Origin of the sequence: Phyllobacterium sp. 22229, assembly GCF_052056495.1 — a bacterium.
Classification (GTDB): Bacteria; Pseudomonadota; Alphaproteobacteria; order Rhizobiales; family Rhizobiaceae; genus Phyllobacterium; species Phyllobacterium myrsinacearum.
In genome coordinates, this window is the sequence record NZ_JBQEPA010000009.1 from 100,732 (window position 1) to 112,164 (window position 11,433).

Consider the following 11,433-nt stretch of genomic DNA (forward strand, 5'->3'; position numbering starts at 1 on the left):
TGGCGCTATTGCTTCATGAGCCCGGCGCGCCAGGCAAGCGCAACTGCCTGGGTGCGGTCGGTCAAGTCCAGCTTTGACATGATGCTTCCCAGATGGGCTTTCACCGTCTTTTCCGTGATGTTGAGTTCGGCGGCGATCTTCGCATTGCTGCCGCCTTCTGCCAGGCAGCGCAGAACTTCAAGCTCGCGGGCCGTGAGATCCTCGAACTGGCGCGGCTGCGGATTGCGGATGGAGTTGAGCAGGCGCTGCGCCACCAGGGGGTGCAGTGTCGGCGTCCCCTTGCCGGCCGCGTGAATGGCATTGAGCAAATGTTCGCCGCGCATGGATTTCAACAGGAAGGAATGGGCGCCCGCCTCGATGGCTTTGAAAGCGAGCCGGTCGTCATCGCTCGATGTCAGGATCATGATATGGGTTTCGGGGCTTGCCTTGCGGATGAGGCCAATCATGGCTTCCGCGGCATCGCCCATTCCCGGCATCATCAGATCCAGCAGGAGAACGTCGGGACGATGCTCGCGCACCATCAAGATGGCGGTCTCGCCGTTTTCAGCTTCCGCAAGAACAGTGAAACCGGGATCGATGCGCAGCAGCCCGCGAATGCCTTCGCGCACCACGGCATGATCATCGGCAATGACTATTGTTGTGCTCATGATTGCCCCGCCACGGGTAGTTTGAACGACACATCGATGGATGTGCCGGTTGATTCCGACTGAATTGTTATCGTGCCGCCCGGCAATGTGTTCGCACGCCAGCGCATGTTCGACAATCCCATCCCGAAAGGAGCCTTGCCGAGGTCGAAACCCTGGCCGTCGTCGGTGATGCTCCAGTGCCAGCGGGCACCAGGCTTGCAGTCGATGCGGATGGCGCGGCACTGCGCATGGCGCAAGGCATTCGCCACGGCTTCATGGGTTATCATGAGCAATTCCTGGGCAATTTCCGGCACGCCATCAAAAGCGGAGCGGGCATTTTCCGGCCAATTGATCGACCATTGCACGCCTGATCCCGCCAGCAGATCGCGCACGCTGCGCAGCAATGTCTCATACAGGCCGTAATCGGCAATCGCGGGCAGGTTGAAGCCGGAAACCACGTTCTCCAGATCGTGCTGCAGATGATCCGCCAGGCGCCGGGCCGATTCGACGGTGGGCAGCAGCGGCGCATGTCCCTGCGCCTCATATTCCAGCTCGGTGAGTTTCAAACCAAGCACAAAACTCCGCTGCTTGGCCGTATCGTGCAGGTCGCGGGCAATACGGTTGCGCTCCACCGATATGGCCAACGCCTTCTGCGTATCGAAGCTCTTGGATATCGCATCCGCCATGCTGTTGAATCGTTGCATCAGCCGCCCGAATTCGTCTCTTGAACCGTCCTTGATGCGGGCCCGCAGATCGCCAGCCGCCCATTGGTCCGCGACGGTTGTCGCCCGCTTTATCCGCCGGAACAGCCGCCACACGAACAGAGCCGCAACGCTTGCCCCCATGGAATTGATCAGGATGAATGTGCGGATATAGTCGTAGACGGTGACGTCGATCACTTCGTCGTAAAGTTCCCACTGCGACCAGTACTGGACCCCGATCAGTGCCTGGCTGTTATTCGCAAGCGGCAGCGATACCTGCTGGATCATGGCCCAGTCTTCATTGTCGCGCTGAATGAAATTCGGCTGCCCCGCATGGGCAGCTTCGCTCATGGCCTTGCTGAGCAAGGGAGTGGCATCGGGCTGGGTGGCACACAGGACGCTGTCATCGCCAAGGATTCGAACCTGCATCCTGCCGCTGTGAAAGTAGGAAAACATAACGCCGAAGTCAGATACCCGCGTGACGCCGTCCTTGACGACAGCCCAGAAGATTTTGCTGGCCAGCACATTACAGGCTTCCCTGTCGCGCGGATCGGTGCCTGATGCCAGGGCGGCCAGCTGCTGCTGATTCAGGCTATTGAAGAAGCTGCGGATGCTGCTTTCATACCGGCCGGAGGAAAACTGGCTCATGAGAATGCTGACGAGAAAGAGCGCGCCGAAACCGACGATCATGAACATCAGCACCAGTTTGACGAACAGGCCGCGCAAACGCAGAGCATGCAAAAAACTCACGTGTTCAATCCTCGCCGGTTACTTGAGCCGGCGTCTCGCGGGCCGGGCTCCTGTTCCATACCACTCGGCGGAACGAATGCCACCCTTGCTCTTGAATCGGGTTTTCGGCGTTGTGCGATGACCCTCCGGCGCCGGGTGAGACAGGTGGGCGCGTATCGGCGCTGATTCCGGCTGTTTGGCGGGTTCATCCGGTTGCGTGGCTGTCGTTTTTCTCCGTCCACCGGCAAAATGCAGCAGGATCACAACCCTATCGCGCAAAGCGCTCCAGAAGGCTGAGGAAAGGAGCGGAATCAGCACGAGGCCAAGCAGCAGCGACAGGGCGAAATACTCAATGGAAAGCAGCTGAATCTGAAAGCGCATGATCAATCGACCGTCGTTGATGCGGGGCCAGGAACGTTTGGTTCAACCTGCGGTGCAAGCCAAATTCGGTTTGGTCTGAGCATAGCTGTATCTTCCGGTTATCACGCTTTCGTGAAGCGCTGCACCGGAAAGTAACCACGTTCCATTTTTTGTGCATCGGGCGAAGGTCAGGCCCGTATATACGACCAAAGTCGTAGACGTTTGATCTCATCCGCCACCCGCCAAGCGCGGAACGCGCATGGCGGGTGGCGTCGTGCGATGGTATCAGGCGCCGCCGAGACCCAGAGCAGCGCGCAGTTCCGCCTTTGCAGGCTCATATTCGGCCTTGAAGTCGTCATGCTTCATGATTGTCGCGGCAATAACGCTGCCGGAAATGCGGCCCATTTCCACGTCGGAACGGTAGTGAATGCCGCCGACGATGCGGTTATTGCCGTATTCCCAGGCACGGGCCATGATTTCCGCTTTCTTTTCCGGGACCATGTTGGACAGGACAATGCCCATCAGCGTGCCAACGGTTGTGTGACCGGACGGCCAGGCACCGGAATTGGAGGGCTTGACGGCAGGCTTGACGAGTTCGCTCAGCTGATGCGGGCGCGGGCGCTTGAAGACGTCCTTTGCCGGATCAACGACAGCGCCTTCGGTCTCAACGACGCGGTCGAAAAAGGCAGCAAGCTTCGGCAGTTTGTCCTTGTTGAAATCCGGACCGAGCACATCGGCGAAACGCCAGACGTTTTCCTCGGCATCGGCCTGGGCGCGGGCAACCATTTCCGGTGTCCGGGTCACTTGCAAGGTAAGAACTTCACCGATTTCTGCCTTGGTCTGCGCCGAGTCATTGGCCGGAGGCGGAGGCAAAATGGTCAGGAGGTCGATTTCCTTACTATCGCTGAAAGGCTTGACCTCGCCAGCATAGGCGGCGGTAAGGCCAACAAAAGCAAACGCTGTCAGCAGACTGAGCAATCTACGCATAAAATAGTCCTCGTTAGGGTGATGGTCGTTATTGGATCATGCGCCCGTTGGATGTCACGTTTGTGACACAATGGGGTCATTGAAGGCGGCCTTGCGCGGCAAAGGCTGCGGTGAAGGCGCGGTGGCAAGAAGACGCATGATCATGCCGCGTCTTTCCGTTGTGCCGTCCGTTTGCGGACTATATTGAGGGCGGGGAGCTGCCAGATCGGACGCCATGTTTCAATCCATCCACACCATCATGCAACACCCGGCATGGCCCGGCCGGACGGCCTGGGTGTTTGCGCTCAGGACGAATGTGGCGGCTCTGGTTGCCCTCACGGCAGCCTTTGCCTTGAACCTGCAGCAGCCGCAATGGGCGATGATGACCGTCTTCATCGTGTCACAGCCGATTGCCGGCATGGTCATCAGCAAAGGCCTGTTTCGTCTGGCCGGAACGCTGACCGGGGCTTTGGCGGCCATTGCCATTACGGCCGCAACCGGCGACATGCGCTGGCTGTTTGTCGCGGCGATCGCCCTGTGGGTGGCATTGTGCACCTATGCGGCCTCCATGTTGCGGAACCCGGAATCCTACGGCGCCGCTCTTGCGGGCTATACCGCCGTCATTATCGCGCTCCCGGCATTTGGCCACCCGCATCTTCTGACCGAATTTGCCTATGCGCGTTGCATGGAGATCGTGCTCGGCATTGTCTGTGCCGGTGTAGCCAGTCGCTTTTTTCAGCCGCAGCTGGCGCGAACGGCGCTGGTGGAAGGCCTGGAAAATTGCATCGCCGATCTGGCGCGCTATACCAGCGATGCGATTGCCGGGCATGATGCCGGGCACTTGAAAGCCGCGCACAGAAAGCTGATCGCGGACACGCAGGCTCTCGCCGCCATGCGGGCTCACGCACGGCTGGAAGCCCCCAGCCTCGTCACCCATGGCCGTCATTCGCGCCATACGGTGGGCCATCTCATGTCGTGCCTGTCGATTGTGAATATCCTTGTGGCGCATCGGGTCTCGTCCGACGGGACATGGAGCAGCCTGCGCGACAAACTCGGGGCATTGCTTGATGACATGGCGCGCGACTTCAAGGTTGACGCCGTCGATCCCTGGCTCGGCAGACTGGACATCATTGCGGCCGAAATTGCGGAGCTGAAAGCCCGGCCCTGGGGCGATGACAGTATCGGCATGATGGCGCGTTTAACGCTTTTGGGTGAGTTTCTCGACGGGCTCAAGGCAACGTTGAACGGTCTTTCGGCACTGCGAAGCCGTTCGCAATATATGGCAGGCAGCCGGAAGGCGCCGGCATTGCCGGTCTACCGCGATCACAGCACGGCCCTGGTGAATGCAGTTCGCGCCGTTGCTGCAACAGCCCTCATGACCGCCTACTGGATGGAAAGCCAGCATGCGGATGCGGCGGCTGCGGCGATCATCGTTGCAGTGGTGTGCAGCCTCTTCGCGTCCATGCCCAATCCGTTGCAGACGAGCTGGGGATTTTTCAAGGGCACGTTATACGCGGTTCCGTTTGCCTTCGTTCTCGGGCAGTTGATTCTGCCGTCTTTCCCCGGTCTGTTCTGGTTTGCCGTATTCATCGTTCCCATCCTCGTGCCGGCGGCGCTTCTCATGGCAGATCCACGCCATGTCGGCCCGGCAACAGCGTTCGCCATCAATTTCATCGTTTTCCTCAAGCCGCATGAGGCGATGGTGTTTGAACCGCAGGTGTTCATGGAAACCTCCCTGTCGGTTCTGGTCGGCATTCTCATCGGGCTCCTCGTCTTCATCGTTGTTCTGCCGAAGCGGCCGCAGGTGACAGTGAACCGGATGATGGGCGCGCTGCGAACGGATATCGTCCGGCTCTGTCTGCGTGACCGGGTTCCAAGCCCGTCCGCATTCAACAGCCTTGCCTATGACCGTATCAACCAGCTGATGCCGATCCTCAGGACCATGCGGGAGGCGGGGGAGGCGCTGCTGGACGATGCCCTGTCGTCGGTCACGCTGGGCGCGGAAATCATCCGGTTGCGGCGGCTCCTGTTGTGGGGGCGTCTCGAGCACAACATTGCCGATCGTATTTCGGAAAATCTCGCGCAATTGGCAAGAATGATAAGCCTGCAGACGCAGGATACCGGAGCGGTCGCGAGCTATATCGCGTCTGCCCGGTCGGTGGCCGCGGATATCCCGGCCATGGCGGCGCGGCCCCTGGCACTGCAGGCGGCAGCCTCGCTGCGGCTGATCGCCGTCATGATCGAGGACCATCCCTCTCTGGTTCTTGGCGCACGCGTCCGGCCGGGCCGGGATAAAAAGGGCGCCTTCCGCTTCGGCATTCTCTGATATCCGGATAGATGAACGCCGTTTTCCATCCGGGGGAATAGCTTCACTTTCACTATTCCCCTATCATGATTTCAATGGCTTATGATTCTGCAAACTATTCCCTGAAAGACCTGCTCCGTCCCGTTGTGGCGGCCGAAGATGCGCTTGCACGGCTGGATGAACGGGTGGCGCGCAAGGGTGATTTCGGCGAGCTGGGCAGCCGCCAGTCGAAAGATGGGTTGTTGCGTGAAAACGAAGGCTGGATTGCCCGGTCGCATTTCATGGAAGCGTGCAACGCGCTGTGGCTGGCGGGTGAACTCGTGCATGTGGAGGATCTTGTCCTGCATGATGCCCGCATGGATATCAGGACGCCGACCCATGAACTGACGCGGGCGCATGCGATTCTGCGAACCCGGCGCCAGATTGCCTCCAGTCCGGCGCAATGGGCGTTGAGCCCGAAGGGCATTGCCAGCCTGCGTGGACGTTGGGGCAGCGACGCGCTTCTTGCGCCGATTGTCAGTGAACCGGTGCGGCGGCTTGATGTTGAGGCTGCCCCCGAGCCGGGATCAGAGGCGGAAAGCGCTTTCGAGGAAGAACTGGCGAAGCTGGATGCGCTGCTGGATCGCTCGGAACGCCTGCTGAAGCAGCCCAAGCCAACCCGCGATAATCCGCCAGCCAGGGTGGAAACAACCTCTCCGGGGCATCTGACGCCGGATGGCGATTCGCTGGTTTACGATCCGGACTGGGATGAAGACGGCAGGATGGAGGAATGGTTCGCGGTCATGGATCGCACCGGCGATCTGCCGCCCATGCTGGCCGCGGCACTGCTCTGGGATGCGTGGGAGGAAATTGAGCCATTGCAGCACCAGCACTGGCTTGGTCCGATGCTGGTCGCCTCCATGTTGCGTGAACGGTTGAAGACACGGGCGCATCTGGCTGTTTTTAATGCGGGGCTGCGCGCGATACCGCGCGATCGCCGCCGGGCCCGTGACCGCAATGCGCGACTCACGGCCTTTCTCGAGGCGGCGCAATCATCGGCCATTGCCAGTCTGAAAGAGATCGACCGGTTGAGCCTCGCCCGTGTCCAGATGGAGCGCAAACTGAAAGACCGGCGCTCGACATCCAGTCTGCCCGGCATGATCGATCTCATTCTGTCACGGCCGATGGTGTCAACTGCACTGATTGCCAAGGAGCTGAAAGTGACGCCGCGCGGCGCGCTCAATCTCATTGGCGAATTGGGTGTGCGGGAGATGACCGGGCGCGGCCGCTACCGTGCCTGGGGTATCGTTTGACGACCCCTCAAGGGTGCCGGCAGGCTTGCCATCGCGCTGGCCGAAATTTTTGCATTAATACTTGACTCAATTATTCATCTTTTAATATGGTCCCGGCGGCCCCGCATGGTCATCCCCAATGGATCGACGGCGGAAGCGTAATGCCAGGAGAATATCCATGTCTGCCATGCCGACCGTTCTGAGCAGCTTTGCTGCGGTTAAACTCCAGGCGCCGCAGGACATGCTGGACAAACTCTGCAACGTCTTTTCCGAGCACGCGCGTGTCGAGAGGGATGAAGCCGAGGGGCGCATCGAGACGCCCTATGGCAAGGCGCATCTGACAATTGCCGGCGATGTCCTGTCGCTCGATGTCGAGGCCGGTGACGAAACATCATTGGCTTATGTGCGCATGGTGCTGGCCGACAGCCTTCTCGGCTTTGCGGGCAATGAAAAGCCGCAGCTGTCATGGGTAGGCGATGGCCTGGACAGCACCGAACTGCCTTACTTCCGCGAAATGCGGGTGGTGAGTGCCCGCGATCTCACACCCCATATGCGGCGCATCCGTTTGCGCGGCGCCAATCTTGCCCGGTTTGCGATTGGCGGCCTGCATGTCCGGCTGCTGTTCGCGCCGGAAGGCCGCAAGCCGGTTTGGCCGACCATGGGGCGCGACGGCCGTCCGGTCTGGCCGGAGGGGGACGATGCGCTGACCGCCCGCGTCTATACCATCCGCACCATCGACATTGAGCGCGGCGAAGTCGACATCGACATGGTTGTTCATCCCGGCAACGATACGCCGGGATCGACATGGGCCTTGAATGCCAAGCCGGGCGGCATTGTCGGAATGACAGGCCCCGGCGGCGGCAGCGTGGAAGATGCGCGGCGGTATCTCCTGGTCGGCGACGAAACGGCCTTGCCTGCGATCGGCCGGATTCTGGAAACGCTGCCCGCGGAAGCCCAGGCGACCGTCATTCTTGAGATCGACAGCCCCGCGGACAGGCAACCCCTGCATTCCGCAGCGGCACTCGATGTGCGCTGGATCTACCGCGACGGCGCACCCGCCGGAACGACCGGCCGGCTCGCCGGAATCGTTGAAGGCCTCGATTCCTCCGTCATTTCCCCCGACACATTTGTCTGGGCCGGTTGTGAATTCACTGATTTCAAGCAAATCCGGGCGCATCTGCGCAAGGAGCGAAAACACGAGCGCTCCAAACATCTCGTTGTGGCTTACTGGCGGCGCGGCTTTGACGGCGACAATGCCAGACGGGACGATTGAAGCCCCCGAAATACCCCCCAAATACCATTGTCTTAAAACTCGGGGTTGCAGAAGTTAATAGTTGAATATTATATTCAACAATATTAAAGCCTCTCCACCAGATCAATCGCCACGCATCGGACCCGCTGAGAGCCGGCAGAGTTTTCCGGCCCGATGGCTGAGTTGGCGGAAGAAGCGAAAGATAAGACTCATGCGCAAAAGCACAGGTGGATTTCCAGTGAAGCGGAATGTTTCAGGGTGTGTCAGGGCAGGGGCGATCGTCCTTCCGCTCCTGTTGTTGCTGGCTGCTCCAGTGATGGCGCAAGAAGGCGCGCCGCAGGCGGCGCAGCCTCAGGCCATCCAGCAAAGCCCGGTTGAAACCGCCCCGGCGCCTCAAGCGGCGCCTGCGTCCGTTCCCCAGGCCGCTCCGGCGCCATCTGCACCGGCTGTTGTCACCAAGGCAACCCTCCCGCACAACTTGTCTCCCTGGGGCATGTTCATGGCGGCGGACTGGGTGGTGAAGGGGGTGATGATCGGGCTGGCCTTTGCCTCGCTCGTGACCTGGACCGTCTGGCTGGCCAAGACGCTGGAACTGGCCGGGGCGAGGGTCCGCGCCTACCGCGCCCTCAACGCCATCGGCAATGCGCGCACCCTGCGTGATGCCGAACAGGCGCTTGAAGGCCGCGGCGGACCGGGAGCCCAACTGGTCAATGCCGCACGCGAGGAAGTGCGCCTGTCGCAGGAAGCGCAGAGTTATGCGGGTGCTGATGGCTTGAAGGAGCGCGTTTCCTCCCGCCTGTCGCGCATCGAGGCCCAGGCCGGCCGCCGCATGAGCCGGGGCACGGGCGTGCTTGCGACCATCGGCTCAACGGCACCCTTCGTCGGCCTGTTCGGCACGGTATGGGGGATCATGAATTCGTTCATCGGCATTTCGGAGTCGCAGACGACCAATCTTGCCATTGTCGCGCCGGGTATCGCCGAAGCCTTGCTTGCCACAGCCATCGGTCTTGTCGCCGCGATCCCCGCCGTCGTCATCTACAACGTATTTGCCCGGTCCATCACCGGCTATCGCCAGTTGCTGGCCGACGCCTCGGCGGGTGTTGAGCGGCTTGTCAGCCGCGACGTGGATTTCGCCCTGATGCCGCCGGTGCATCAGCCCCGCGCCGCAGCGGCGGAATAGGGGTACGGATCATGGCCGGCGGTATCAGACACAACGTTTCCGACGACGAATTGCAGGAAAACCATGAAATCAACGTGACGCCGTTCATCGACGTCATGCTGGTTCTCCTGATCATCTTCATGGTGGCTGCGCCGCTGGCAACGGTCGATATCAACGTCGACCTGCCGGCGTCGACGGCGGCGCCCGCCACGCGGCCAGACCAGCCGCTCTATCTCACGCTGAAGGAAGATCATACGATCGCCATCGTCAATGACACGGTGACGAAGGAAACGCTGGGTGCCTTCCTTGACCGGAAGACGCAGGGTGACAAGGAAACGCGCGTGTTCCTGCGTGCCGACCGGGCCGTGGACTACGGCGCGCTGATGGACTTGATGAACACGCTGCGTGACAATGGCTATCTCAAGATCGCGCTGGTCGGGCTTGAGAGTGCCCCGTCGGTGCCCGCTGGAACTGCGCAGTGATGTCCGGCGAGCCGATAGCACGCGGGGCGGGACGGTTTCACCTGAACTGGCGTGAAATAGGCTTATGGTCCGCCGCCGGGATTGTCGTGGCCGGCCTGCATGCAGGGGCGGGGTGGTATGGATATCGTTACCAGCCGGAGGCGGAAGCGGGGGATATTGCCGCTGCGGTGATGATCGATATGGAGCCGCTGCCGGCTCCTGTCATCCCGGAAGCCGTTGCCGAACTGCCGCCGGTGGAGCCGGAGAAGATCACGCCGGAGCCTGTCCAGCAGGAAGCCAAGGCGCCCGAGGTGCAGTCGGAAAAACCGGTCGAACCCGAACCTGAGCCGCAGCCCGTCGAACAGCCCGTTCCGGAAGAGCAGGTGGTCCCGGAGGAGCCGCAGCCGGAAAAAACGGTTGAGCTGCCGAAGGCGGACGTACCTTTGCCCATTGTCCGTCCCGAACAGAAAAAGCCGGATGTTCCCAAAAAGGACGTGCCGAAGAAGATCGTGCGCAAACCGGTCAAGACACCCGTCACGGAAGCGAAGAGCGATACCGTTGTGGAAGCCAGGCAGCAGCCAAGCGTGTCACGGGCTGACGCGCAACGAGCTACCGAAAAATGGGGTGACAAGGTACGCAACCATATAGCGCGTTATGTGCGTCGGGCCAGCGTAAATGCGCGGGGCAGGACAATCAGTGTAAGCATCATCGTCGGTCGTAGCGGCGAGATTCTTTCGGCGCGGCTGGTCAACGGATCCGGCTCCGCCGATAGTGACCAGCGCGTTCTGGAGGCGGTGCGCAATTCGTCGCCGACGCCGTCAGCCCCAGCCGAATTCATGGCTTCAAGGCAACCTTTCACAATACCGGTCCTGATTCAGTGACTGGACTGCCCAGCGGTACTTACCCGGTGAACCCTATCTGATGGATGAGCCGGCACAGTGCAGCAATTTCCTTGGATGCCTTCTCCCGGACAATGCGAAGTAGTTTTTCATCTGCAGTGACAAACAGGCATTGCCGTTGTTTTGCGAGCGCGAGATAAATGCAGTCATAGGCGGGATGGCCAAGCAGAACGGCCAGCCTTGTCGCCTCTTCCAAAAGCCCGCGCATGCCGATCAGTTCAATGTCCGCCTGTTGCAGCAGCCGGCTGGCCAATTGGGCCTCTTCCAGCGTCAGCTCGTTTCGCTGCACTTTCTTCCACAGAATGTTGGCGCATTCAGCGACAATGAGGTCAGGCGCCGCGAAATAATAGCGGCCGCGTAGTCTCAGCGCCTGTTCTGTCCCTTCCTCTTCAATGACCCATTTGATGGCGATGCTGGCATCGACGATCAGGGTTTCCATCAGCGCTCGTCGCGCCCTTCGCGGAGCAATTCTTCTGAAGGCGTCTGCTTCCGGTTCATTGTCAGTTTGCGCAACTGGGCAGCAAGATCATCAAAGGAAGGCTCAATCTCGGTCGCCAAAGCCTGACGCAAGATTTCGCGATGTTCCGCTTCTGCCGAGCGGCCATGCCGCGCCGCACGCAGCTTGAGCTTCGTAATCAGGTCGTCATCGAGATTTCTGACGTGCAAGTTTCCGGCCATGGGTGCCTCCATTGATCTCAATGATA

Annotated in this window: 12 protein-coding genes; 6 read left to right on the forward strand and 6 right to left on the reverse strand. The window is 60.5% G+C overall.

The annotated features are described in order from the left end of the window. Nucleotides 1-5: 5 nt before the first annotated feature. The 4 genes from ACTJJ7_RS12880 to ACTJJ7_RS12895 all read right to left on the reverse strand — a co-directional run bounded on the left by ACTJJ7_RS12880 (nt 6) and on the right by ACTJJ7_RS12895 (nt 3,403). Nucleotides 6-647 carry a response regulator gene (locus ACTJJ7_RS12880; protein ID WP_105733453.1) on the reverse strand — a complete coding sequence of 214 codons (642 nt, stop codon included), beginning with the start codon at nt 645-647 and terminating at the stop codon, nt 6-8. Next, the gene (locus ACTJJ7_RS12885) at nt 644-2,077 is read right to left on the reverse strand and encodes a sensor histidine kinase (RefSeq protein WP_440967320.1); all 1,434 of its coding nucleotides are present in this window, start codon (nt 2,075-2,077) and stop codon (nt 644-646) included. Before ACTJJ7_RS12885 ends, ACTJJ7_RS12880 begins: the two co-directional genes overlap by 4 nt. An 18-nt stretch (nt 2,078-2,095) precedes the next feature. After that, complete coding sequence (locus ACTJJ7_RS12890) at nt 2,096-2,437, reverse strand: hypothetical protein (RefSeq protein ID WP_440967321.1); 342 nt, start codon at nt 2,435-2,437, stop codon at nt 2,096-2,098. Nucleotides 2,438-2,701: 264 nt separating this feature from the next. Beyond that, the gene (locus tag ACTJJ7_RS12895; RefSeq protein ID WP_105733456.1) at nt 2,702-3,403 is read right to left on the reverse strand and encodes an acid phosphatase; all 702 of its coding nucleotides are present in this window, start codon (nt 3,401-3,403) and stop codon (nt 2,702-2,704) included. Between the two features lie 214 nt (nt 3,404-3,617). On the opposite strand from ACTJJ7_RS12895, the gene ACTJJ7_RS12900 reads away from it, so the two are divergent. The 6 genes from ACTJJ7_RS12900 (at nt 3,618) to ACTJJ7_RS12925 (ending at nt 10,711) form a co-directional block, all read left to right on the forward strand. Continuing rightward, nucleotides 3,618-5,708: an FUSC family protein gene (locus ACTJJ7_RS12900; RefSeq protein WP_440967323.1), complete on the forward strand. Its 2,091-nt coding sequence runs from the start codon at nt 3,618-3,620 to the stop codon at nt 5,706-5,708. Between the two features lie 74 nt (nt 5,709-5,782). Beyond that, entirely contained in the window at nt 5,783-6,979 is a 1,197-nt protein-coding gene (locus tag ACTJJ7_RS12905) for an RHE_PE00001 family protein (protein WP_440967324.1), read from the forward strand. Between the two features lie 157 nt (nt 6,980-7,136). Continuing rightward, nucleotides 7,137-8,231, forward strand: coding sequence for a siderophore-interacting protein (locus tag ACTJJ7_RS12910; protein ID WP_245457821.1), 1,095 nt, complete (start codon nt 7,137-7,139; stop codon nt 8,229-8,231). Nucleotides 8,232-8,421: 190 nt separating this feature from the next. After that, complete coding sequence (gene exbB / locus ACTJJ7_RS12915; RefSeq protein WP_170111934.1) at nt 8,422-9,390, forward strand: tonB-system energizer ExbB; 969 nt, start codon at nt 8,422-8,424, stop codon at nt 9,388-9,390. Between the two features lie 11 nt (nt 9,391-9,401). After that, the gene (exbD, locus tag ACTJJ7_RS12920; RefSeq protein WP_105733458.1) at nt 9,402-9,851 is read left to right on the forward strand and encodes a TonB system transport protein ExbD; all 450 of its coding nucleotides are present in this window, start codon (nt 9,402-9,404) and stop codon (nt 9,849-9,851) included. Beyond that, entirely contained in the window at nt 9,851-10,711 is an 861-nt protein-coding gene (locus ACTJJ7_RS12925) for a TonB family protein (protein WP_440967325.1), read from the forward strand. Before exbD ends, ACTJJ7_RS12925 begins: the two co-directional genes overlap by 1 nt. A 19-nt stretch (nt 10,712-10,730) precedes the next feature. Here ACTJJ7_RS12925 and ACTJJ7_RS12930 read toward each other — a convergent pair whose 3' ends face one another. After that, nucleotides 10,731-11,168 carry a type II toxin-antitoxin system VapC family toxin gene (locus ACTJJ7_RS12930; RefSeq protein WP_440967326.1) on the reverse strand — a complete coding sequence of 146 codons (438 nt, stop codon included), beginning with the start codon at nt 11,166-11,168 and terminating at the stop codon, nt 10,731-10,733. Further along, nucleotides 11,168-11,407 (reverse strand): FitA-like ribbon-helix-helix domain-containing protein, encoded by a 240-nt coding sequence (locus ACTJJ7_RS12935; RefSeq protein WP_105733461.1) that lies wholly within the window; start codon nt 11,405-11,407, stop codon nt 11,168-11,170. Before ACTJJ7_RS12935 ends, ACTJJ7_RS12930 begins: the two co-directional genes overlap by 1 nt. Between the last annotated feature and the right edge of the window lie 26 nt (nt 11,408-11,433).

Coding starts and splice junctions, on each gene's coding strand:
- ACTJJ7_RS12900 (WP_440967323.1), top strand. CDS start 3,618: ATGTTTCAATCCATCCACACCATCATGCAACACCCGGCATGGCCCGGC.
- ACTJJ7_RS12905 (WP_440967324.1), top strand. CDS start 5,783: ATGGCTTATGATTCTGCAAACTATTCCCTGAAAGACCTGCTCCGTCCC.
- ACTJJ7_RS12935 (WP_105733461.1), bottom strand. CDS start 11,407: ATGGCCGGAAACTTGCACGTCAGAAATCTCGATGACGACCTGATTACG.
- ACTJJ7_RS12930 (WP_440967326.1), bottom strand. CDS start 11,168: ATGGAAACCCTGATCGTCGATGCCAGCATCGCCATCAAATGGGTCATT.
- exbD (WP_105733458.1), top strand. CDS start 9,402: ATGGCCGGCGGTATCAGACACAACGTTTCCGACGACGAATTGCAGGAA.
- ACTJJ7_RS12895 (WP_105733456.1), bottom strand. CDS start 3,403: ATGCGTAGATTGCTCAGTCTGCTGACAGCGTTTGCTTTTGTTGGCCTT.
- ACTJJ7_RS12880 (WP_105733453.1), bottom strand. CDS start 647: ATGAGCACAACAATAGTCATTGCCGATGATCATGCCGTGGTGCGCGAA.
- ACTJJ7_RS12925 (WP_440967325.1), top strand. CDS start 9,851: ATGTCCGGCGAGCCGATAGCACGCGGGGCGGGACGGTTTCACCTGAAC.
- ACTJJ7_RS12910 (WP_245457821.1), top strand. CDS start 7,137: ATGTCTGCCATGCCGACCGTTCTGAGCAGCTTTGCTGCGGTTAAACTC.
- ACTJJ7_RS12890 (WP_440967321.1), bottom strand. CDS start 2,437: ATGCGCTTTCAGATTCAGCTGCTTTCCATTGAGTATTTCGCCCTGTCG.
- exbB (WP_170111934.1), top strand. CDS start 8,422: ATGCGCAAAAGCACAGGTGGATTTCCAGTGAAGCGGAATGTTTCAGGG.